The 23,979-nt window shown below is 39.4% G+C and carries 20 protein-coding genes and 1 pseudogene; 18 read left to right on the top strand and 3 right to left on the bottom strand.

The window, feature by feature from the left end:
• Nucleotides 1-211 precede the first annotated feature (211 nt).
• The 6 genes from AC1TO6_RS06205 (at nucleotide 212) to AC1TO6_RS06180 (ending at nucleotide 6,055) form a co-directional block, all read left to right on the top strand.
• Nucleotides 212-595 carry a CidA/LrgA family protein gene (locus AC1TO6_RS06205; protein WP_482100743.1) on the top strand — a complete coding sequence of 128 codons (384 nt, stop codon included), beginning with the start codon at nucleotides 212-214 and terminating at the stop codon, nucleotides 593-595.
• Complete coding sequence (locus AC1TO6_RS06200; protein WP_482100742.1) at nucleotides 586-1,275, top strand: LrgB family protein; 690 nt, start codon at nucleotides 586-588, stop codon at nucleotides 1,273-1,275. Before AC1TO6_RS06205 ends, AC1TO6_RS06200 begins: the two co-directional genes overlap by 10 nt.
• A 152-nt stretch (nucleotides 1,276-1,427) precedes the next feature.
• Complete coding sequence (locus AC1TO6_RS06195; RefSeq protein WP_482100741.1) at nucleotides 1,428-2,288, top strand: YitT family protein; 861 nt, start codon at nucleotides 1,428-1,430, stop codon at nucleotides 2,286-2,288.
• Between the two features lie 311 nt (nucleotides 2,289-2,599).
• The gene (locus AC1TO6_RS06190) at nucleotides 2,600-3,409 is read left to right on the top strand and encodes an NUDIX domain-containing protein (protein WP_482100740.1); all 810 of its coding nucleotides are present in this window, start codon (nucleotides 2,600-2,602) and stop codon (nucleotides 3,407-3,409) included.
• A gap of 165 nt (nucleotides 3,410-3,574) precedes the next feature.
• On the top strand, nucleotides 3,575-4,483 hold the full coding sequence (locus tag AC1TO6_RS06185) for a cysteine hydrolase family protein (protein WP_482100739.1): 909 nt from the start codon (nucleotides 3,575-3,577) through the stop codon (nucleotides 4,481-4,483).
• 105 nt (nucleotides 4,484-4,588) lie between these two features.
• On the top strand, nucleotides 4,589-6,055 hold the full coding sequence (locus AC1TO6_RS06180) for a nicotinate phosphoribosyltransferase (RefSeq protein WP_482100738.1): 1,467 nt from the start codon (nucleotides 4,589-4,591) through the stop codon (nucleotides 6,053-6,055).
• Nucleotides 6,056-6,335: 280 nt separating this feature from the next.
• Here the strand turns inward: AC1TO6_RS06180 and AC1TO6_RS06175 are convergent, their stop codons facing one another.
• Both AC1TO6_RS06175 and AC1TO6_RS06170 read right to left on the bottom strand, forming a co-directional pair.
• A complete protein-coding gene (locus tag AC1TO6_RS06175) occupies nucleotides 6,336-6,875 on the bottom strand; it encodes a 3H domain-containing protein (protein ID WP_482100737.1) in 540 nt (179 codons plus the stop codon).
• A 55-nt stretch (nucleotides 6,876-6,930) separates the two neighbouring features.
• A complete protein-coding gene (locus AC1TO6_RS06170; RefSeq protein WP_482100736.1) occupies nucleotides 6,931-8,061 on the bottom strand; it encodes an IscS subfamily cysteine desulfurase in 1,131 nt (376 codons plus the stop codon).
• 99 nt (nucleotides 8,062-8,160) lie between these two features.
• Between AC1TO6_RS06170 and nadB the strand changes: the two genes are divergently transcribed.
• From nadB to AC1TO6_RS06130, 8 genes are all read left to right on the top strand, one after another.
• The gene (gene nadB / locus AC1TO6_RS06165) at nucleotides 8,161-9,753 is read left to right on the top strand and encodes an L-aspartate oxidase (protein ID WP_482100735.1); all 1,593 of its coding nucleotides are present in this window, start codon (nucleotides 8,161-8,163) and stop codon (nucleotides 9,751-9,753) included.
• Nucleotides 9,722-10,564: a carboxylating nicotinate-nucleotide diphosphorylase gene (gene nadC, locus AC1TO6_RS06160; protein WP_482100734.1), complete on the top strand. Its 843-nt coding sequence runs from the start codon at nucleotides 9,722-9,724 to the stop codon at nucleotides 10,562-10,564. Before nadB ends, nadC begins: the two co-directional genes overlap by 32 nt.
• A gap of 12 nt (nucleotides 10,565-10,576) precedes the next feature.
• Entirely contained in the window at nucleotides 10,577-11,686 is a 1,110-nt protein-coding gene (nadA, locus tag AC1TO6_RS06155) for a quinolinate synthase NadA (protein ID WP_482100733.1), read from the top strand.
• Between the two features lie 364 nt (nucleotides 11,687-12,050).
• Nucleotides 12,051-13,193 (top strand): M20 peptidase aminoacylase family protein, encoded by a 1,143-nt coding sequence (locus AC1TO6_RS06150; protein WP_482100732.1) that lies wholly within the window; start codon nucleotides 12,051-12,053, stop codon nucleotides 13,191-13,193.
• A complete protein-coding gene (locus AC1TO6_RS06145) occupies nucleotides 13,190-14,026 on the top strand; it encodes a GNAT family N-acetyltransferase (RefSeq protein WP_482100731.1) in 837 nt (278 codons plus the stop codon). Before AC1TO6_RS06150 ends, AC1TO6_RS06145 begins: the two co-directional genes overlap by 4 nt.
• Nucleotides 14,023-15,135 (top strand): o-succinylbenzoate synthase, encoded by a 1,113-nt coding sequence (gene menC / locus AC1TO6_RS06140; RefSeq protein WP_482100730.1) that lies wholly within the window; start codon nucleotides 14,023-14,025, stop codon nucleotides 15,133-15,135. Before AC1TO6_RS06145 ends, menC begins: the two co-directional genes overlap by 4 nt.
• Before the next feature lie 534 nt (nucleotides 15,136-15,669).
• Nucleotides 15,670-16,770, top strand: a complete 1,101-nt coding sequence (gene proB, locus AC1TO6_RS06135; protein WP_482100729.1) for a glutamate 5-kinase — start codon at nucleotides 15,670-15,672, stop codon at nucleotides 16,768-16,770.
• 18 nt (nucleotides 16,771-16,788) lie between these two features.
• Nucleotides 16,789-18,036, top strand: a complete 1,248-nt coding sequence (locus AC1TO6_RS06130) for a glutamate-5-semialdehyde dehydrogenase (protein ID WP_482100728.1) — start codon at nucleotides 16,789-16,791, stop codon at nucleotides 18,034-18,036.
• A gap of 52 nt (nucleotides 18,037-18,088) precedes the next feature.
• Here the strand turns inward: AC1TO6_RS06130 and AC1TO6_RS06125 are convergent, their stop codons facing one another.
• Nucleotides 18,089-18,913 (bottom strand): LCP family glycopolymer transferase, encoded by an 825-nt coding sequence (locus AC1TO6_RS06125; protein ID WP_482100727.1) that lies wholly within the window; start codon nucleotides 18,911-18,913, stop codon nucleotides 18,089-18,091.
• Between the two features lie 541 nt (nucleotides 18,914-19,454).
• On the opposite strand from AC1TO6_RS06125, the gene AC1TO6_RS06120 reads away from it, so the two are divergent.
• The 4 genes and pseudogenes from AC1TO6_RS06120 to AC1TO6_RS06105 form a co-directional block, all read left to right on the top strand.
• The gene (locus AC1TO6_RS06120; RefSeq protein ID WP_482100726.1) at nucleotides 19,455-21,182 is read left to right on the top strand and encodes an AAA family ATPase; all 1,728 of its coding nucleotides are present in this window, start codon (nucleotides 19,455-19,457) and stop codon (nucleotides 21,180-21,182) included.
• 206 nt (nucleotides 21,183-21,388) lie between these two features.
• On the top strand, nucleotides 21,389-22,288 hold the full coding sequence (locus AC1TO6_RS06115; protein ID WP_482100725.1) for a patatin-like phospholipase family protein: 900 nt from the start codon (nucleotides 21,389-21,391) through the stop codon (nucleotides 22,286-22,288).
• A gap of 241 nt (nucleotides 22,289-22,529) precedes the next feature.
• On the top strand, nucleotides 22,530-23,099 hold the full coding sequence (locus AC1TO6_RS06110; RefSeq protein ID WP_482100724.1) for a transposase: 570 nt from the start codon (nucleotides 22,530-22,532) through the stop codon (nucleotides 23,097-23,099).
• A pseudogene (locus AC1TO6_RS06105) lies at nucleotides 23,063-23,926 on the top strand (IS3 family transposase); the annotation flags it as partial. The gene AC1TO6_RS06110 and the pseudogene AC1TO6_RS06105, both read left to right, overlap by 37 nt.
• Between the last annotated feature and the right edge of the window lie 53 nt (nucleotides 23,927-23,979).

Genomic DNA, 23,979 nt, shown 5'->3' with positions numbered 1-23,979 from the left:
AATAGGTGAATATAGCTGCAAAATGCCCCAATGTATTTAGGATAATAGACTTGCCATTATTGGTCTTGGCGTAAAAGTAGTTTCAGAAATCTATCGTAAAACGTTGAAAATTCATTGCGACCTTTGATATTTACATAGTAAATCTCTATACTGATACGAATAGAGCATCAAGTTAATGTGAAGGAAAGTAATAAAAGGGGGCAGCGTATTTTTGAAATACATAAAAATAATTTCGCAAATCGTAATTTTATATGGTTTTGTCCTAATCGGTAACTGGTTAAGAGACTTCCTGCACTTACCACTTTCAGGAAGTATAATCGGTCTTTTATTGCTACTGGCAGCTCTTTCATTAAAAATATATAAGCTTGAATGGATAGAATCGGGAGCTTACTTTCTTTTAGCTTATTTGCCACTATATTTTATCCCTGCAACTGTCGGTGTGATGAATTATTGGCATGTTTTTGCAGGAATTGGTTTTTTGTTAATACCAATTACCATAGTTAGCACGCTATTGGCGATGTGGGTTTCCGGCACTACAAGTCAATCCCTGGCTCGTAAATCTGCAAAAAGTAAGGAGCAGGTTTCATGCGAATAATAATGCTTTCCATTCTGTTTTTAGTACTAACCCTCGCTATATATCTTGTGATGAATTTCGTATTTGTTAAATTTCGCAGAGTGTTCCTAATCCCAATCCTGACAACAACAATTGGAATCATATTGGTACTAGTGCTTTTCAAAGTTCCTTATGAAACATATATGCTTGGTGGAAAGTGGGTGGATTTGCTTTTGGGACCCGCGATTGTAGCATTGGCAATACCTTTATATAAACAAAGGGAATTGATAAAAAAATACATGCTTGCGATCCTTGGTGGTATTTCGGTCGGTGCTGTTGTTGGCATGTTAAGTGGAGTAATATTTGTTAAACTAGCTGGTTTCTCAAAGGAAATCGTCATGTCATTATTACCAAAATCGATTACAACACCTATCGCTATTCAAATTTCTTCAACACTTGGCGGTGTTCCTTCGTTAACCATCGCTTTTGTAATGATTGCAGGTTTCACTGGAATCATAATTGGACCGGCGTTGATGAAATGGATGCACATTGATACAACAATTGGCCGAGGAATTGCATTAGGGACGGCTGCTCACGCACTGGGAACTTCGAAAGCAATCGACTACGGTGAGGAGGAAGCATCCTACAGCTCCCTTGCTATGACACTTTCGGCAATTATCGGTTCTGTCATAGGTCCGATTGTGGCTTGGATGTTTTATTGAAGGATAATAAGAATCAAAAGAGTGTATGTTAGGGAAAGGAATTCTTTTTTAAAGTCCATTTCCCATCAATCACAGTATTGTAGTATCTAGTAAATAGGAAATGTTGAATAAATGGTCTAGTTCACAGAAAAACTCACAAACCGGAGGTACCTATGTTTTTTATGGAAGCAAAACGTATTATTGTTGTTATTTTTGGTTCGTTATTAGTTGCAATATCACTTAACTTCTTTTTAATTAATGCAAATGTTTACGCGAGTGGATTTGCTGGGGCTGCGCAGCTAGCTTCTAGTTTGTTTGAAGATTATACCGATTTTAGCATTAGTACGGGAATCTTGCTGTTATTATTTAATATTCCTGTCTTTATTTTAGGATGGTACAAAGTAGGAAAAGGATTTACCATTTATAGCATTATTTCCGTTATATTTGCTACTATCTTTATGGAAATATTACCTGTAATCTCAGTGTCCGATGATATTATTTTAAATGCAGTAATTGGTGGGGTAATTGCTGGCGTAGGTGTCGGATTATCCTTAAAGTTAGGTGCATCTACTGGCGGTATGGATATTGTTGCAATGTTTTTATCACGATTACAAGACAAGCCAATCGGTACTTATTTTTTAATTCTTAATGGGGTTATTATTGTTATGGCTGGTATTTTATATGAGCCTGAAAATGCCTTATATACAATGTTAGCGTTGTATACTACGACAGCCGTTATTGACATGATCCATACACGTCATGAAAAAGTAACAGCAATGATTGTTACAGTTAAAGCAGATGAGCTACAGCATGCTATTCATCAAAAAATGGTGCGAGGAATTACGATTATTCCTGTAAAAGGGGCATATACAAAAGAAGATAAAAATATGATGTATTTAGTCATTACGCGTTATGAATTATATGATTTGGAAACAATTATTAAAGAGGTAGATCCAAAAGCATTTACAAACATTGTACAGACTGTTGGCGTTTTTGGGTTCTTTAGACGAGAAGGCGAAGTAATTAATAAGTAAAGCGGGTATTACGTCAATCGAAGAGATAACTTTCATACAAAATGGATGGCTAAGATTACCTTAGCTGTCCTTTTTAATATTTGAAACTGATAGTCATTAAGAGCAAAATATATACAGGAAAGATTTCTTGCTATTTTTATTTAGCTGATATATAATTAAATTAACGATTTGTTAATTGTTAATTGAAATGAAAGTTTTTGATTTTAAGAATTGATAAATAGATAGTTATCTGTTAAACAGCAATGGGCGTCTCTAAGGAAAAAATGAAGTCTAATCGACAGTTGGTTTATAAGCAAAGGAGATGAAATTGGATGTCAAAATTTAAAACAGAAGAAGAAGCACTACAACATTATGATTCGAGTCAGTACAGAACGCCGGATGGGTATACAAGTGATATTGCGATATTTACATTACTCCGAAATGAGGAATCGACTGTTGGAAGTGATTCGACTTCTATTCACTCATTAGCTTTGATGTTGATTAAACGGGCAGAGTTCGATGCTGAAGGTGAACCTAACATCGAAGGCGGAAAATGGGCTTTACCAGGAGGGTTTATCCATCCAGAAGAAACAGCATACGAAGCGGCTAAGCGGGAACTGAAAGAAGAAACAGGTGTAGATGGTATTCACATCGAACACTATGGTGTGTATGACAAATTAGGTAGAGATAAACGCGGATGGATAATATCTAATGCACATTACGCAATTGTTCCTGAAGAAAACGTTGAAAATATGGAAGCTTCTGATGATGCTGAAGATGTTCAATTATTTACGATAGATGAAGTCTTTACGTTAGATTTGGCTTTTGATCATTACCAAGTGATTAAAGATGCTTTGGAAGCCGTTCGAAAAGATGTGTTTCAAACAACGGTGGTTAAAAACTTTTTAACAGAGGAATTCAAGTTGGAAGATTTACGCCAAGTGTTGCTTGCGATTATTAATGACCCTGTTGTGAATAGTAAGCCTGGGTTCTTTAGAAAAGCACCAAGTCTGCCTTTTATCGTAGCTGCGTTAGATAAAAATCATGTACCTAAAACAGCAGAACCAACGAGCACTACCAAACGACCAACAAAATTATACCGATTTGTAGATGTAGACATTATCCCTTCGATTTGGCGCTAAATTTGTGAATGGGGTATGTACCTGAACTTGTGAATCAATAAAATATGGATGCCTACTGTTGCAGGCAGTAAGGTGTCCAAAATCTCTAGTTTTTTATTTTTCAGTATAACAATTAACAAATGTGTAATTGTTAATTTAGATTAAAACTAAAGGAGTGTGTTGAAAATGATGAAAACTAAATTTGAGGAAATCGTTGATGTTTCAAGGGTTGGAAGTGAGAATACGAAGGGATTAAATGAATTAATGGTCCTTGCGAATGCGGAGAAAATGGCACCTTCAAGAGAAGATGTTGAAAGAGTATTGTTCATAGGGATTGATATTCAAAATGACTTTATGGAAAACGGAGAACTAGGTGTCCCAAATTCCCATAAGGATGTTGAACGTGTAACTAAGTTCCTTTATCAAAACCTAGATAAGGTGACGACGATTGCCTTGTCGTTAGATACACATCAAATGCATCAAATATTCCATCCGAGTTGGTGGGTAGATGCAGAGGGAAATCATCCTGTTCCATTTACAGTCATCACAACAGAAGATGTTGAAAAAGGAAAGTGGATGGCTGTAGAAAAACAACAAGAAAGCTTGGCGTACATTATTCATTTAGAGCGTTTAGGGAAAAAACAATTGTTGATATGGTCTTATCATTGCATTGAAGGGACCCATGGCGCCGCCTTAGAAGGTCAGTTTTCGAATATGGTTCACTTTCATTCTGTGATACGGCAGTCCAGCATACAAAAAATTGTGAAAGGGCAAGACTCATTAAGCGAAATGTATGGAATCATTCAGCCGGAGTATGCCAAAACAGACGGAACAAATTATGCGTTTCTTCAATCCCTACTCGCTTACGATAAAATTGTTATCGCTGGGGAAGCAAAATCTCACTGTGTATTGGAATCCGTTCGGCAGATAGTTGAGTACTACGGAGACAAGCATGAATTGCCATCAAAGATTTATTTGTTAGATGACTGCATGAGTCCCATCCCTGGATTCGAAGTATCAACAGAGCATGCATTTAAAGAACTTCAAAAGAATTATGGCATTCATATTGTGAAATCAACCGAATTTAAGTTGTGAAAACGAACAAAACACTGCTGTTTGGACAATAAAAGAAGTAGCACTGTTAAAGAGACGGTGCGATTTAGAAGTAATCAATGAACCCATATAGAGGAGGAGAATTCAATGACTAAAAAGTACTCAGATGATGGGTTAGCACTACACACGGATCTGTATCAAATTAACATGACGGAAACGTATTGGGAAGATGGCATGCATAACAAACGGGCGGTGTTTGAACTCTATTTTCGCAAGTTGCCTTTTGAAACGGGTTACGGTATTTTTGCAGGATTGGAACGAATCATTGAATTCATTAAAGAATACCGTTTCACCGATAGTGATATTGCTTATTTACGTGAAGAATTGGGTTATGCAGAAGACTTCCTGACCTATTTGCAATCGGTGCGCTTTAATGGAACGATTCGAGCAATGAAAGAGGGAGAATTGGTTTTCGCGAATGAGCCGATTCTACAAGTCGAAGCAAGTTTGGCAGAGGCTCAGTTGATAGAGACAGCTCTCTTAAATATTGTAAATTACCAAACACTCATTGCGACAAAAGCAGCACGTATCAAACAGGTGGTAGGAGAACAAACTGTAATGGAATTTGGAACAAGACGTGCACATGAATTAGATGCGGCGGTGTGGGGAACAAGAGCGGCTTATATTGCTGGGTTTTCTGCAACGAGTAATGTAAGAGCCGGTAAGATGTTTGGCATCCCTGTATCTGGAACACACGCACATTCAATGGTTCAGGCGTATAAAGATGAATACAAAGCATTTCATAAATACGCTCGTCGCCATAAAGAGTGTACGTTTTTAGTGGATACCTTTGATACATTGCGGTCTGGCGTTCCGATAGCGATTCAAGTTGCGCAAGAACTGGGAGACAGCATTAATTTTAATGCGATTCGATTAGATAGCGGTGATTTGGCTTATTTATCAAAGGAAGCTAGAAAAATGTTAGACAAAGCAGGATTCAGTAAAACAAAAATCGTTGCTTCAAACGACTTAGATGAAAAAACCATTATGAACTTGAAGGCACAAGGAGCGAAAATTGATATGTGGGGTGTCGGAACAAAAGTGATTACCGCATTTGACCAACCTGCTCTCGGTGCTGTTTATAAATTGGTGGCGATTGAGGATGAAAATGGTAATATGGTTGACACAATAAAAATATCTGGAAATCCTGAGAAAGTAACAACTCCAGGATTGAAGAAAGTGTATCGTATTGTGAACTTGATGAATAATCGTGCCGAGGGTGATTACATTGCTATGATGGATGAGAATCCGCAAGTGGAAGAAAAATTAAAAATGTTTCACCCGACTCATACGTTTATCTCAAAGTTTGTGACAAACTTTGAAGCGATCGAATTACACCAAGACATTTTTGTAGAGGGAGAGCTTGTGTATGCATCTCCATCTATACAGGAAATTCAAGCGTACGCCAAAAACAATTTATACCTCCTGTGGGATGAATATAAGCGCACCTTGAATCCAGAACAGTATCCCGTAGATTTAAGTCAAAAATGTTGGGATAATAAAATGAGAAATATTCGTGAGGAACTAGAAAAAGTACAGGAGCTGAATAGCTAAAAGGTTTGAGACACAAGGTAAATAGTAATGGATAGGGTTGAGGGCAAGGGCAATCCCGTGCCCCTTATGCATGTTAATAGGTTTCATAAGGATACCTATCAACAATACAATTTAACAGAAATTCTAATAGAGTGATGAACACCTTTCAAGGCTGCTCGGTACATTTATCTAGAATAGAAAAAACGAAAATACACCGTCTTGTGAAAGATGATGTGGGTTCGATAAACCTTGTTGTATAGAGGTTTTAAGTATATGAAATTTTCTTCGATATTACATTCCGTCAATCGACGAGGATATCCGCTTTTCGTAATGCTTCTTCGGCATTTTTGATTTGGTCTTCATTGTCCGCAACGATTGTGTGTAAGTGAATCCCATCTTCAGATAACTTGGATAAGTAATTGGCTTCAGACTCTCTTATACGATTGATGAACTCTATCACTTCATTCCGATTTGAAACCATGATAGAAGCACTCAAATCACCATAGACGGGATGCTCAATTTTGACGTCTTTCACAGTTATGCCATTATCGACAAGAATATTAAGTTCTTCCATCGTTTGATCAGAAGTATGCTTGCAGACTATCGTTTTTTCGATTCTCCCAAGGTTTTCCTGAGCCTGTATATAAATATATCCTCGACTTGTAGCAACAATAGGTTCATTTTTTGCTTTTAACAAAGTTATATCTCCGACGATTACTTGTCTACTGACATTAGTCATTTCTCCAAGTGTTCTCCCTGTAATGGGTTTAGCAGCTGACCTCAATGTATCAATGATTTGCTGCCGACGTTCTTCTCCTAATACTTTTTCATTATCTTTCATCATAAAACCTCCTCGCAATGCCATTTTAACATATTGTAAGTCTGAATCACTCTCGCTAGAATTGTTCCATAACTCTGAGAAGTGAGCTAGTTAAAGAGGATACTGTTTCGTCGGTTGTGCTGGCCCCAAATGAAATTCGGATAAATCCTTTTGCTGTTTGTGCATCAATTCTTAAGGCCATCATTGCTTTTGATGATTGCTGTTGACCTATTTGGCATGCGCTTCCAGTTGATATCGCAAAACCGAGCCGATTTAGCTCCAACATCATAAGTTGTCCTTCTAAATTTTTTACACCCAATCCAATAATTTGAGGGAGTTGAAAAGTCATATCTTTTGATTCGTAGATTGTAAATAGCTCTGGATATTTTTTTATTTCATCCAGCAAAAGAGCTCGGAAATGGGCGTGTTTTTCAACTTCATAGGCATTTTTTGAGCAAATTTTGGCGGAAGTAACAAATGCAGCTATTCCCGGTACATTAACGGTTCCGCCCCTGAATCCCGATTCGTGAACAAACCCTGGAAAGACAGGAATAATTCGGTGCCGCGGATTGATGTAAACTGCACCGACACCTTTTGGACCATATACTTTATGACTAGAAACAGTTAAGCTGTCAACAATTTTCGCGATTGGTGTAATATCCATCTTACCAAATGACTGAACGCAGTCACTATGGAGCAGGGCAGTGCGTCCGGAAATTAATTGGGCAATCTGTTCAAGAGGTTGAATTGTACCTAGTTCAGGGTTGATATGCTGGATGCTGACCAATATCGTATCATTTTGAAGCGCTTTTTCGAATAAATCAAGATCAACACGACCGTTTTCATCAAAAGGAACAACTGTTACCGTGAATCCGTCCGCTTTCAAATATTCCAGTGCGGAATCTACAGATGGATGCTCGCCTGCTGATGTAATGATATGACTACCTTGATGCCGATTTGCCTTAGCAAGAGAGATGATTGAAAGGACATTACTTTCCGTACCACCTGAAGTGAAATAGATTCCGGCCGCATTCACCCCTAACAATTCAGCGAATTCTTTGCGGCATAGTGCCAGCATGTTTTGCGCTTCACCACCAACCTCATGCAAGCTACTTGTATTTCCATAACACTCCTGTGAAAGTTTCAAGTAAACGTATGCTGCATCTGGGTGTAACGGTGTAGTAGCCGCGTAATCGAAATAATGCATAATAGATTCCTCCAAGTTAACTAATAAATTCATCTTGTCATAGTTTGCAAAATGTGTAAAGATAGGTGTCAAGACACTAGTGGTTTAAGGAGGATAAAGGTGAACTCATACAGTTGCATTATTGTCGGAAGTGGAATATCCGCATTACAGTTGGCAAATGAATTGACTGGCGATGCGCGAGTACTAATCATCACTAAATCTATGAAACGCTCGAGCAATTCTTATCGTGCTCAAGGCGGCATTGCCGCAGCGCTAAGTAGTGAAGATACATCAGCTTCGCATTATCAAGATACAATCGCAGCCGGCTGTCAATTCCAAAACAGTGATGAAGTACAAGAACTTGTCAAAAATGGACCTTCACTTATTCAGGCTTTGATGAGAAAAGGACTTCAGTTCGATACGGATTCGTCTGGACAATTGGAACTTGGATTAGAAGGCGCACATAGCATAAATCGGATTGTTCATTGCGGAGGAGATGCGACTGGTAAACATGTAGTGGACTATTTAATCAGCTCACTCGGAAGCAATGTTGAAATAGTGGAAAACCGTTTCGTTTATGAATTAATTGTTCATCCTCTAACAAAGTCATGTATTGGTGTTAAAGCGAAAGACCAGTTTGGACATAATGAAACGTATTACGCTGATCACATCGTACTGGCAACAGGCGGAATAGGTGGATTATATTCATATACTTCGAATGATTCATCTGTCACTGGGGATGGACTTGCAGTTGCCTATCGTGCGGGGGCAGAAGTAAAGGATATGGAATTCATTCAATTTCATCCGACGCTGCTGTATATCAACGGAAAAACAGAAGGATTGATATCGGAAGCGGTTCGTGGGGAAGGGGCAAAACTCATAAATGCAAACGGGACTTTGATAATGAAAGGAAAGCATCCTCAGGAAGATCTTGCACCGCGGCATTTAGTAGCGAAGGAAATATATCAGCGGCAAGTTGCAGGTCAAGATGTCTATCTGGACATCCGAATGATTTCTCAATTCAAAGAGAAATTCCCTACAATCACAGGAATGTGTCAGGAAAACGGGATTTCTTTGGCTAGAGGGAAACTGCCTATCGCACCAGGTTGTCATTTCCTCATGGGAGGAATTGTCGTGGATTCGGTCGGGAAAACGTCAATTGAAGGATTGTATGCCATAGGAGAAACAGCTTGTACTGGTGTTCACGGTGCGAATCGTCTCGCTAGCAACTCTTTGTTAGAAGCGCTTCATTATGGAGTTAAATTGGCCAAGCATTTGAATGAAATGCCAGATAAGAACTGGCAACAACCGATCTACATGGAGGCGACCGCCATGCAATCTTCAATTTATATACCCTTGCCAGAAAAAGATGAACTGCGTGAGGAAATGATGGCTAAAGCAGGCATTGTTAGAACAAAAGTGGAACTTCAGCAGTTAGCTAATTGGCTGGATAGCTTTGAGCAGCCGAATTTAGCTAACTTACAAGTTGATGGGTGGAGCACTGAACAAATCCAGCGGCTATTTATGATGCAAATTGCGAAATTGATTACAACTGGCGCATTGCAACGGGAAGAGAGCAGAGGCGCACATAACCGAGAAGATTATCCGCAAGAGGATGAACGATGGGCTAAGCTCCATATTGTCCAATCGAAAAATGGAATTGAAATGAGGGAGCGACAACATGAATATCATCAAGTTGAAATCCATGCTTGAACAGTTTTACATAGAAGACATCGGTGACGGCGATCTCTCCAGTGATTATCTATTCCCAAAATCATTGAGGGGTGAATTGTCATTTATCGCAAAAATGGATGGCATCTTTTGTGGCAATGATGTCATTGAATATGGATTACAGGTTGTAGATGACACTCTTTCAGTCGTTTGTCATGTGGAAGATGGAGATCCGATTGAGCGGGGGACTGTTATTGCGACTGCTGCGGGAAGAATTGGTAGTTTGTTAAAAAGTGAGAGAGTTATTTTGAACTTGATTCAGCGGATGAGCGCTATTGCTACTGAGACAAACAGGGTAGTGCAAAAAATTAGCGGGACAGGTACAAAGGTAGTCGATACACGTAAAACTGTACCTGGTTTACGCATGCTTGATAAGTACGCAATCCGCATCGGTGGTGGATTCAATCACCGTAATGGGCTTTATGATGCTGTTATGTTGAAAGATAATCATCTAGCATTCGCTGGGTCCATCTCAAAAGCAGTTAAAACAGTAAGGGCGGCAATCGGCCATACCGTGAAAATCGAAGTTGAAATTGAGTCATTCGAGCAATTGCAAGAAGCCGTGGAAGCAAAAGTTGATATTATTATGTTTGATAATTGTTCTCCTGAAATGATAAAAGAATGGAAGAAATCAGTTCCAGGATCAATCATTACAGAAGCATCTGGCATGATTACGAATGAAACAATCCGTACTTATGCAGAATCTGGAGTGGACTATATTTCATTAGGCTATTTAACACACTCAGTTAAAGCGTTAGATATTAGCGCAAATGTCCTAATAGAAACTCATTAAGGGGGAATCGATTTGTCTATATTACAATACTTTGAAAAAGAAAAGAGCGGTACATTACCAGAAACTTACCGAGAAATGACACGTGAACAAATGGAAACGCGTATTGTTGAAATTAAACAGCATCTTGGCGATAAACTACTTATCCCAGGACACCATTACCAAAAAGATGAAGTCATTCAGTTTGCTGATATATCCGGTGATTCACTTCAACTTGCACAGCTTTGCGCTGACAATACAAAAGCGGAGCATATCGTATTTTGCGGTGTCCATTTCATGGCAGAAACGGCCGATATTTTAACAAGTGAACATCAGAAAGTATACTTACCCGACATGCGAGCAGGTTGTTCAATGGCTGATATGGCCGATATATTTCAGACAGACCGTGCGTGGACAGCGCTAGAAAAGATGTTTGGAGAATCAATTGTACCATTGACATATGTCAACTCGACAGCAGCTATTAAAGCTTTCGTTGGTAAAAATGGTGGTGCAACGGTAACGTCATCCAACGCACATAAAATGGTGAAATGGGCGTTTACACAAAAGGAGCGCATTTTGTTTTTACCAGATCAGCATTTGGGTAGGAACACAGCCTTTGATATCGGGGTTTCACTTGAGCAGATGGCTGTATGGGATCCCATTCATGACAAACTCGAGTATGATGGAGATTTTGAAGACGTTAAAGTGATTTTATGGAAAGGGCATTGTTCCGTCCATGAAAACTTCACAGTCAAAAATATCGAGGATGTCCGTGCAAATGATCCTGCTATAAAAATTATTGTCCATCCGGAATGTTCACGTGAAATTGTCGCTCTTGCAGATGATAATGGTTCAACAAAGTATATTATCGACGCAATCGAAAACGCGTCCCCGGGAAGTAAATGGGCGATTGGGACAGAAATGAATCTAGTCAATCGACTAATCCGCAATCATCCAGATAAGCCCATCATTTCGCTCAATCCACAAATGTGTCCATGTTTGACAATGAATCGTATCGATCTCCCGCATCTGCTGTGGAGTTTGGAGAGCATTGTCAATGGAGAAGAAGTAAACGTGATTGAAGTCGATGCTGAAACGTCACTGTATGCTATTAATGCACTGGACAGGATGTTGGAAAGAGCATAATGAATAACGAAGAGACACCTTATGTATTTGGGTGTCTTTTTTTCGATTGCTGGAGAAATGAGACGATTCATGGGTGAGACCCAAGAATAGTAGAATGAAACAAATCATAATATCGAAAGAGTCGGAAAACACATTGAACTCCGTAAGCATGTATGTGAAAATAGTAAATAACCAATCAGTCAATAACTTTTCCCGATTTATTCACCAAATAAATCGACACTTGACGCAACAGCGACTTTGTTTTCATTCGTGAATGCGATTGTTGCGGGATTATCCGTAAAAGAAAAGGATAGTTTTGAAATTAGGCAGAAGACCAATAAGCGCTAACAAGTGATTTTTTATTTATAGAGGGAGCGGATAGAAAGTGAAAAACGCATTACTTGAAGTAGAACCAATCATTGTAGACGTGTTCCAACATTTACATACACATCCTGAAATCAGTTGGAAGGAAGTAGAGACGACAAAGTATTTACAGCAACTGCTTGAAAAAGAGGGCTTTCAGGTGGAGACGTTCGAGGATTCAACGGGACTCGTCGTTACTGAAGGGTCAGGGGAGTATTGTGTAGGGCTTCGCACGGATATTGATGCTTTATGGCAAGAAGTGAATGGCATTTATCAGGCGAATCATTCATGCGGACACGACGCGCATATGTCGATAGCAGTCGGTGCGATGCTAGTTTTGAAAAAGCTAGGATATCCGAAAACAGGTCGACTAAAAGGGGTTTTTCAACCGGCTGAGGAAAAGGGGACAGGGGCTTTAGCATTCGTGGAAAGAGGCGTTGTAGATGATGTCGATTATTTATACGGTGTCCATCTTCGCCCTATTCAAGAAATCGGTCATGGCTACTCGGCGCCGGCTATTATTCATGGTTCTGCAAAAATGATCAAAGGATCTATCATCGGAACGGATGCACATGGGGCTAGACCGCATCTTGGGCAAAATGCCATTGAAGTGATGGCGTTACTCGTGCAATCAATACATGCTATCCATGTCGATCCCATGGTTCCACATTCGGCTAAAATGACAATGTTCCAGGCAGGCGGAGAGTCGGCGAATATCATTCCAGGAAATGCAGTGTTCAGCTTGGATTTACGAGCACAATCGAACCCAGTCATGGACAAACTGATGGAACAAGTAAAGAAAGCGATTCACTCGGTTGCAGAGCTTTCCGGTGTTACTATCAATTTTGAAGTTATCGCTGAAATAGCGGCTGCAGAAGTGGATGAAAATGCGGTCGATATGATGGCTAAAGCAATTACGGAAACAGTCGGCGAAGACTATCTCGCGGCACCCATTGTTACACCTGGGGGAGAAGATTTCCACTACTACACGTTAAAACGTCCAAACGTTAAAGCAACAATGCTAGGTCTTGGCTGTGACTTATCACCGGGTCTCCATCATCCAGACATGACCTTTAATCATGATAGTATACTCACTGGAATAGAAATTCTCGTTCGAACGGTTATCCATTCGTTTGAAGAATTAGAAAGAAGGAACCCAAAATGACCGTTGTTATCCGGGAACTGACTACAATTGAAGATATAAGGCTTGTGCAACCTCTAGAACAATTAGTTTGGGGTGCATATGCAATTCCTGTTCACCAAACATTTACTGCCGCAAAAAACGGAGGGTCAGTCATTGGGGCTTTTTCGGGGAATGAAATCGTAGGATTTTCATACAGCTTCCCGGGATTTGCAAATGGAAAAACGTATCTCTGTTCACATATGCTCGGAATTCATCCAGACTATCAGCTGATGGGTATCGGAAAGCAGTTAAAAGATGAACAACTAAAATTAGCTGTTAAGATGGGATACGACTTAATCACGTGGACATTTGACCCGCTTGAGAGTCGTAACGCCTACCTGAATACAACAAAACTATATGGTATTTGCAGTACTTATTTGGAAAATTGGTATGGAGAAATGGATGATGGACTCAATAAAGGTATACCAACCGACCGTTTTAAAATTGAGTGGTGGATTTCGAGCGAGCGCGTCGTAGGAAAGTGGAACCCACAAATTTCAAGCTACGATCGACCGTTTACAGTCGGGCAGTCAGCAAAAGGAAACCCGACTCTGTTATTTGATGAAAAAGATATCCCAGCAAACAGTGAAGGTATCGAAATCCCTGTTCCAGAGCGTTATCAGTTAATCAAAAAAAACGAACCTGAACTGGCACTTGATTGGCGAATGAAAATCAGAATGATTTTTCAACAGTTATTCGCTTCTGGATACGCTTTAATAGGTGTCAACAAATCCACAGAAGGCGTTCACTATTACCAAGTCGTAAAAAGAGAAACAATCCCACTACCTACGACAAATGGAGGAGATTATAAATGATTATTAAAGAAATTAATATACGCAAAATGAAAATGAGAATGAAACATCCGTTCACAACAAGTTTTGGAACGTTTCAAGATAAAAACTTTTTATTGCTTGAAGTGAAAGATGAACTTGGAAATACAGGATGGGGAGAGTCGGTCGCATTCCACTCGCCCTGGTACAGCGAAGAAACACTTGAAACAAATCTGCATATGATTCGGGATTTCCTTATTCCGCTTGTGCTTGGCAAGAAAATGGAACATCCGGACGAAGTGAGTGAATTGTTTGCAGCAATCCGTAAAAATAACATGGCAAAATCTACTTTGGAAGGTGCAGTTTGGGATCTTTATGCGAAACGAAACAAAATGACATTAGCACATGCATTAGGCGGAGAGCTCGACAAAATTGAAGTAGGTATCAGTATCGGTATTCACGACAACGTTGCTGACTTGGTTGAAACGGTCGGCGGTTTTATAGAAGAAGGGTACAAGCGGATTAAAGTCAAAATCAAACCTGGCTATGATATTGATGTGATTCGTGAGTTGCGCAAGAGTTTCCCTGACGTGCCATTAATGGCAGATGCAAACTCGGCTTACACATTGGACGATATTGAACTTCTAAAACAGCTGGACGAATTCAACTTGATGATGATTGAACAACCCCTTGCTTCCGATGATATTATTGACCATGCCAAATTACAAAAACAATTGAAAACGCCTGTCTGTTTGGACGAAAGCATTCATTCGCTTGAAGATACACGGAAAGCTATCGAACTAGGTAGTACGCAAATCATCAACATTAAAATAGGGCGCGTTGGCGGTTTGACAGAAGCTAAGAAAATTCATGATTATTGCATGGAGAAAAATATTCCTGTTTGGTGTGGTGGCATGCTGGAATCAGGAATTGGACGTGCGCATAATATAGCGCTTACGACACTTCCAAACTTCATTCTCCCGGGGGATACAGCTGGTTCATCCCGTTACTGGGAAGAGGACGTTATTACGCCTGAAGTGGTTGCAATAGATGGCTATATTACGGTCCCGAAAGCTTATGGCATCGGGTACGAACCAAATCTGGAAGTGATGGATAAATTCACTGTTGAAGAATTGCATTATAAAGCTGAATAACTATATATGCTCAACACATTAATCCAGGCTCATGGCGAGAGGCATCCCCAAAGCGCCAAGCGATCTATAATCCACACTCCGAATTCCATGGAAGTCTATATTTCAATATAAATAGATCCTTAACAGCTAAAAATCTGAGGGGAAGAGTTGCTATCTTTACATGGATAAGGAACAAAGAACAGCCGGATAAATAGATTCTGAAATCTGATAAATGCTTGACAATTTAGTTTTATAGTGTATGATTGTTTAAAATCTACAATAACTGAACGGTGATGAAGGATTAGTATGCGGATACATGTTGTGATAGAGAGTGGGATTTATCAGCTGGAAGATCCCTCCACAACAAACCGCTGAACCTGCCTTCGTAGTCCTATGCCAAAACATAGGCGCAAACTTCGGCGTTATGAGGATAAGCGGGATGTGTTCACACACATCCAATTATGGTGGTACCGCGGAAACTAAGCCCTTTCGTCCTTAATAACAGGACAAAAGGGCTTTTTTGTTATTCGAAAAGGGAGAAAGGTGAGAGATTTGATGAAAAAACAACGGATAGTCGTAAAAATAGGCAGCAGTTCGTTAACAAATCACAAAGGTGAAATTGATCAATTGAAATTTATAGATCATATTCAGGCACTAGCTCAACTTCATCAAGCAGGACATGAAGTACTTGTCGTTTCTTCGGGTGCGATAGCGGCTGGGTTCGCGGGGTTAGGTTATCCATCAAGACCTTTAACCACTAAAGGGAAACAGGCCGCCGCAGCAGTGGGGCAAGGCTTATTAATGCAATCTTATATAGAAAAATTCAGTGTACATAACATTATTCCAGCTCAAATTTTATTGACACGAACTGATTTTTCTAATCGTGAAAGCTACAAAAATGCGCTTGCGACCTTGACAGAGTTAATAGAGCGAGGAATTTTACCGATTATCAATGAAAACGATACTGTCTCTGTAGAAGAATTGACGTTTGGCGATAATGATATGCTATCTGCTTTGGTCAGTGGTCTTCTCCATGCGGATCAGTTGATTATATTAACGGACATAAATGGTCTTTATGACTCGAATCCTCGTACAAATTCGTCAGCTAAGCGCTTGGATTTTGTGAATGAAATTTCGGATGCTCACCTGGAAATTGCTGAAGACACAGGGTCGAAAGTCGGTACAGGGGGTATGAAGTCTAAACTAATGGCTGCTAAAACAGCTACTTCGCTAGGTGTTTCTGTCTTTATTGGAACAGGTGAAGGTTCGGACAAATTACTGGAAATTTTGCAGGGTGATGGGGATGGAACTTATGTCTCCAATGCTGGTTACACAAAAATCAATACAAGGAAGCAATGGATAATCCTACATTCTGAATCGACAGGTAAGCTCTATGTAGATCAAGGTGCTGAAGAAGCCATATTGAATAATGGGAAAAGTTTATTGCCGGCAGGTATTTTTAAAGTGAATGGAACTTTTGGAAAAGGGGATGTAGTTGAAGTCTTTGGTTTGAATGGCATGTTGGGGAAAGGAGAAGTAAGTTATTCTTCCGATGAGTTGTTAAACAGAATTGAAAGTAGACAAAAGGATAGCGCGAATGAATCATTCCCTGTATCGGTGGAAGTGATTCATCGTAATCGTTGGGTTAAAGTTTAGAAATGAGGAGTGTGTAACATGGGAGAAGTAAGAAGAAAAGGTCAAATTGCGAAAGAAACAAGCTATTCACTAGTGAACATTACAACTGAAGAAAGAAACCACGCACTGGGATTGATTGCCGAACAACTACTGGTGGATCAAGAAATGATTTTGGTTGAGAATAAGAAGGATTTGAATGAAGGGAAAGAAAATGGGCTAAGTGAAGCGGTTTTGGATCGTATACTACTCACCAACGATAGGATTCAAAGCATGTCCAATGCTATTCGTTTGCTAATCGACTTAAAAGATCCAATCGGAGAAACGGTGGAGACCATAGAGAAGGATAACGGATTGCATATTAAAGTGAAAAGAGTGCCAATCGGTGTTATTGGCATGATTTATGAAGCTAGGCCAAATGTTACGATTGATGCTGCGACTCTGTCACTTAAAACTGGTAATGCTGTCATTCTTCGTGGAAGTTCTTCCGCTAAACATTCGAATAAAGTACTTATAAAATCAATACACACAGCACTTGAACACAGCAAAGTCCCGAAAGAATCTATTCAGCTGATTGAAGATACAAGCAGGGAAACTGCAAAAGAACTTTTCAGGCTAAACGAATACTTGGATGTGCTTATTCCAAGGGGTGGCAAGAAGTTAATAGAGACAGTTATTCGAGAGGCGACGGTCCCTGTCATTCAAACAGGAGCAGGAAATTGTCATATATATATTGATGAAACAGCGGACCAAATAATGGCCGAAGAAATTGTGATAAATGCAAAAGTTCAACGTCCATCTGTTTGTAATGCAATTGAAACGATTTTAGTGCATGAAAAATGGTTTGAAAGATATGGAAAAGAGTTAATTAATAAACTTCAGATTAGTAATGTGGAAATACATGGAGATGAAACAGTTGTCAGAGATTGTGAAAATGTTCAGCTGGCATCCGAACAAAATTGGTCAACAGAATACTTGGATTTAATGATCAATGTAAAGTTGGTAAGGGGGCTTGAAGAAGCCATATCTCATATCACTCAATATGGAACAAAGCATTCCGAAGCGATTATTACTAATGACGAACAAAACGCTACAAAATTCTTGAATTATGTGGATGCTGCTGCGGTTTATCATAATGCATCTACCCGATTTACGGATGGTTTTGAATTCGGTTATGGCGCAGAAATCGGTATTAGTACACAGAAATTGCACGCTAGAGGACCGATGGGATTAAAGGCGCTGACGACAACAAAATTCGTCATTTACGGAAACGGGCAAGTAAGGGCCTAATTGAACCCTTATTTTAGGGAATTAGGAAAAGCCACGGAGTGATCTCCGTGGCTTATTTCAATTCCAAATGTTGTTTTAGGATGCTTGACACTTCTTGCAATTCTATGTCATCCATCATGTAATACCAAATTCCACCATTCCTTCGCTGACCTCCACCTTTTTCAAAGTGCAGCTGTTCTACTTTGGCTGCGGCATCTCGATAATTCTTCTGGACGTCAACCATTTCATCGAATGTCATATTCGTCTTAATATTTTTCCCCAATGAGTTGAAAACAGTTCTGTAATTCAACAGGCTTGTCATAGAGGTCCCTTCACGTAATATACCTTCAATTACTTGTTTCTGACGATCTTGACGCCCGAAATCACCATTAGGATCATCTTTTCGCATCCGTACATATGATAAAGCCTCTTCACCGCTTAACGTGATTTCACCAGCTGCATAATGAAATGAGTCTTGTGTGAAGTCAAATGGGTTAGACACTTGAACTCCACCAACGGCATCCACAATGGTTTGGAAACCTTCCATATTAACTTCTGTTACATAGTCAATCGGAATATCCAACAAATTTTCAACCGAGTCCATCGACATCTGAATACCGCCAAACGCATAGGCATGATTAAGCTTATCTGAAGTTCCATGACCGACAATTTCCGTATACGTATCACGTGGTATACTAATTATTTTAGTTGTCTTCAATTTGGGATTCACTGCGAGCACAATTATCGTATCTGAACGTCCTTTATCGCCTTCTCGTTCATCTACACCTAAAACGAGAACCGAAAATGGATCCTGTTCATCTAAAACAACAACTTCTTCACGTTTTTCAGATACCTCTCGGTCAATTGGTTTATGCATATCTTTAAGTGTTGATGTCAAGTCTAAAAAGACACTTAACGCAAATCCGCCAATAATAAGAACAACTATACCGGTTATCCATGGCCATTTTTTTCGTTTCTTTATCTTCTGATATTTGAACGAGTCAACTATTTACCTCCAATAACAGACGTGTTTCTCTAGTATCAAGTTACATAATCAAACTTCACAGTAGTATGTCTCTTTTCAATCAATCAATACATTTTGGGTGTGTATTACATACTTTTGGGTGCTAGAGAATATAATCTGCATCAGAATGCTTGAAAAGAAACTACACAGCTTATTAGGAATTTCATAAAGGATATGTGATATCTTATGACTCACATAAAGGTAATAGAATTTGAAATCACCTAAATTTCATGCCGGGCGGCTATGTCCATATCTACTCCATTAATATTGAGGAACTGCCATTTTTTAATTGACTGAATTATCTAACCGACTTGGTCTTTGTTCACCCTTTGTACAAAAATATTCATTATTTAACCTTTTGTATAAGCAAGTTAGGGCTTATAATAGACTTATATTAGAGAAGGAGTTGTAGGGCTTGAAACTTATTTCGAAATTTGCAACAAAGATTGTCGTCCTTGTCCTCTTAGTCGTGGGAACAGCAGCAAGTGTGGGGTGGTATGTCTTTGATGCAGATAAAGGAATTGAAATCACATTTTCAGAACTTGAAAAGATTATCCAAGCCGAAAAAGACAATTCCGTCTCCCTTAAAGAATCGTCTGATGGTACTTTGTACGTAAAGACAGATGACAAGCAATACATCGCCCAAGTTCGTCCTCAAAGTCAATTAGTCGAACAACTTGTAGAAAAATATCCTATTTCATATAAATATTCCACTCCAAATTCCTTTGGCAGTTTGATTTTGTGGGCTTTGTTCATATCATTTTTAATTACTATATTCATTCTTCATAAAAAAGGGAAGATTGGTGTCGGTGCGTCTTCCATGAAAAATAGCGCGGCTAAAGCTACTCCACTACCCGATATTACAATGCAAGATATTGGTGGACTTTCAGAAGAAATGAAGGAAGAGATTTTACAGACATTATCCATTGTGAAAGATCCAAAACGATCTTCACAAGTAGGTATTGAACCACCTAAAGGAATTCTGTTATATGGACCTCCTGGAACCGGAAAAACGTTGCTTGCACAAGCAATTGCAAAAGAAATTGGTGCGACATTTTATTCATCCAGTGGTTCGGCTTTTACGGAATTATTTGTTGGAGTTGGTGCATCACGCATACGCTCACTATTTGAGAATGCAAGAAAGCAAAAGCCAGCAGTCATTTTTATAGATGAAGTCGATGCGCTTGCCGGTAAACGGAAAACGCATGGCGGCGAAGAATCCGAAAAAACATTAACGGAATTACTTGTGCAGTTAGATGGTGGAAATAATAATGATGGTGTGCTGTTTATAGCGGCAACGAATAGAAAAGACATGTTGGATGAAGCATTTCTTCGTCCAGGTCGTATTGATTATTCTTTCCAAGTACCTTTGCCTGATATGACGGGTAGAAGAGAAATTATTGATATTCATACGAGAGGTAAGCTCTTAACAGATGAAGTCTTTGCTTCATTGGACGTTCTAGCTGAAAGTACATCAGGATTTTCCGGTGCTGAGCTAAGTTCGCTTTTCAAAACAGCCAGTAGAAAAGCAATCCGTGATGGGCGAGAACAAATTGATAAGACAGACCTTGATTTTGCGATTGACCGCACCATTCTAGGCAGTGCCTCTCGATCTATGAATGATCCAAAAACAAAAAGAAGAGTAGCCATTCATGAGTCAGGGCATGCATTAATAGCAGAACTAACAAAACCTGGTTCTATACGAAAAGCGACAATTATACCGCGAGGACAAGCTCTTGGATATGTCGCGCCGATTCAGAAAGAGCTTCACTTGTCTACGTATAGTGAACTACTGGACCAAGTCAGCATGATTCTAGCGGGTGGCGTTGCTGAACGGGTATATCTTGGTGAGCACAGTATCGGTGTAGGCGGAGATGTCCAACAAGCGAAAGAAATTATTGAGCAAATGGTAGATACAGGATTACTACAAGACGGTTTCACGTTAACCTTTAATAAAGTTGAAAAAGAAGCAAAAATGCAACTTCTTTTTGAGGATGCGCTTCGCAAAACGGAAAGCCTCATTGCCGAACACGCAACAGAATTTAATGAATTAGTTGAGGCATTGATGCAGAAAGAAACACTCGACGGTTCAGAAATCCAAGTGATCGTCGGAAAAGAAAAATCTGTACTTGTTACGAGTTGATAACGTAAAAGGAGGAGACATTTGTCTCTTTTTTTTTACGTGAAAATGAACAATTTTAACTAAAAAGGTTTCGATGTTTTGTAAAATGGAGGCTGGCGATTGTTCTTTACTTATCCCTAATATCTTCTTTACATCTAAAATTTCGTTCTAATTTCCTCTGGTTCCTCCTAAAGTGTAATACGGTACTAAAATGGGGGAGATTATGTATGGTAATAGATGGGGTTTTTTCTGGAGGGGGTTTGAAAGGCTTTGCGTTAGTTGGAGCGTATCAAGTACTTGAAGAAAAAGGCTATCAGTTTAAAAGAGTCGCCGGAACGAGTGCCGGTGCAATTATAGCCTGTTTTATAGCGGCAGGTTTTTCAGGGAAGGAAATTGAAGAAATGTTGGAAAATCAAGACTTCCAATCACTCTTGGATCCGCGTAAAACAATCATTCCTATGCCTATAATGAAATGGTTTTTCCTTTATTGGCGCCTTGGCTTATATCAGGGCAACGCGCTAGAAAATTGGTTTTTGGAAAAATTAGCGGAAAAAGGGGTGTATACATTTTCGGATTTACCCGTGGGATCTTTGAGGCTCCTTGCTTCCGATTTAACGAACGGCAGGATGCTTGTTATTCCTGACGATTTAGAGAAGTATGGACTTTCAGCTGATACTTTTCCAATTGCGCGCGCTTTACGAATGAGTTGCGGAATCCCATTCTTCTTCGAACCAGTAAAATTAGAAGTAGGATCAAGAGAAACAATCGTCGTTGACGGTGGGGTCTTAAGCAACTTTCCGATGTGGCTATACGATGACACAAATGGTAAAAAAGAACGTCCTGTTCTGGGCATAAAGTTAAGTCACAACCAAGAAGAAATGCCGGGCCATAAAATTGACAATGCCTTGGATTTGTTCGAAGCACTGTTTTCTACAATGAAAAATGCTCATGATGAAAAATATATATCCAGAAAACATGAAAAGAATATACTATTCATTCCAGTTGATGGTTATAGCGCAACTCAGTTTGATATGGATGAAAATGCAAAAGAGGAACTTATTAAGAAGGGGCGTAGCAGTACGATTGAATTTCTAAAAACATGGAATCCTAGTACCTCGTTTAGTTAACATTTAGCATAAATTAAACCAAGAGCATACGTAACCAAGTGTTTGCTAACGTTCGAAACGCTATCGTCTAATTTTTTCTTCGACTGATACTATGCGGGTCAAACCATTTCATAAAATACTGAACAAGGAAAAATAATTTTTTCAGCTCTACTTTTATAATATAAAAAAGCCAGCAACTCGGCGGATATTGTTGTGCACCCCAAAAGTTAGAGTCAAAATCTAACTTTTGGGGTGTTTTATTATGGCTAAATATAGCGATGAGTTTAAGTTGATGGTAGTGAGAGAGTATCTAGATGGTCCACTTGGTTTAACGTTGCTTGTGCGTAAATACGATATAAAATCACATTCGCAACTTAGATATTGGGTTAATATATACAAGAAATACGGTGCAGTGGGACTTTCTAGAAAGAAAAACAAGGAAGTTTATTCTGTTCAATTCAAGCTGGATGTACTAAGCTTTATGAAAAGGACAGGCGCTTCTCAAACTGAAACAGCTCTTCATTTTGGGTTAACGAACCCACCAATGATCTCTTCTTGGAATAAAAAGTTTCTTGGAGGCGGTGTTGAAGCCCTGGACAACCCGAAAGGACGGCCAGCCATGTCGGACAAAGCGAAGAGCTTCAAGAATAGTAAGCATCCTGTACAACAGGATGAGATGACGCGTGAACAGAAACTAGAACGTGAAAATGAACTACTCCGTTTGGAAGTAGCGTATTTAAAAAAGTTGAAAGCTTTTCAGATGGATCCGGAGGGTTATCTCGAAAAGCACAAACAGCGTTATCATTCGAACTCAAAGAAAACTTCCGACTAAAGGACGTCCTTCAGGTCGTAGGCATCCCCGAATCTTCTTATCATTATCATCTGAAAGGAATGAAGACGGAGAACCCTAATCAGGAGCTGGAAGAAAAAATTCAAACTATTTTTGAAGAGAATGATGAAAACTATGGTTACCGTCGAATTCAGCTGGCGTTGAAAAACAAAGGTATTACAGTGAACCACAAGAAAGTTCAGCGTATCATGAGGAAGCTCGGACTCAAAGTAGAGAAATTCACTCGGAAATCTCGTCGCTATAGTTCCTATCAAGGCACCGTAGGTGCTGTTGCGAAGAACCTTATTCATCGCCGTTTCTACACAAATACGGCTTATCAAAAGCTGACAACAGACATTACAGAATTCAAGTGTTCAGATGGCTTGAAACTTTATCTTAGTCCTATTATGGACATGTATAACGGAGAGGTTCTTTCATACGGTATTCATATGCATCCAACACTGGACTTTGTAATGAAACCGTTAGAAGATGCTCTTCAAATCGTAAAAAATTCAAAATATCGGACCACTATACACTCTGATCAAGGCTGGCATTACCAGCACAGTAAATGGGTGAAGACACTTAAAGGTCACCATGTATTCCAAAGCATGTCCCGTAAAGGAAACTGTCTTGATAATTCACCAATGGAGAACTTCTTTGGTCTTTTGAAGCAGGAGATGTATTATGGAGCAGCTCTTCGCACATATAAGGAATTAAAACGAGATATCGAGTCTTATATCAATTATTACAATACAAAACGTATCAAGCAAAAATTGGCTGGCATGAGTCCGGTTCAATACCGTCTTCAAACCAGCCAATTAGCTGCTTAATAATAAACTCTAACTTTTAGGGGTCACCTCATATACCCGAACGAGTTGCTGAC

It is taken from the genome of Sporosarcina sp. Y352 (genome assembly GCF_056786535.1).
This window is presented reverse-complemented; position numbering and strand designations above follow the sequence as displayed.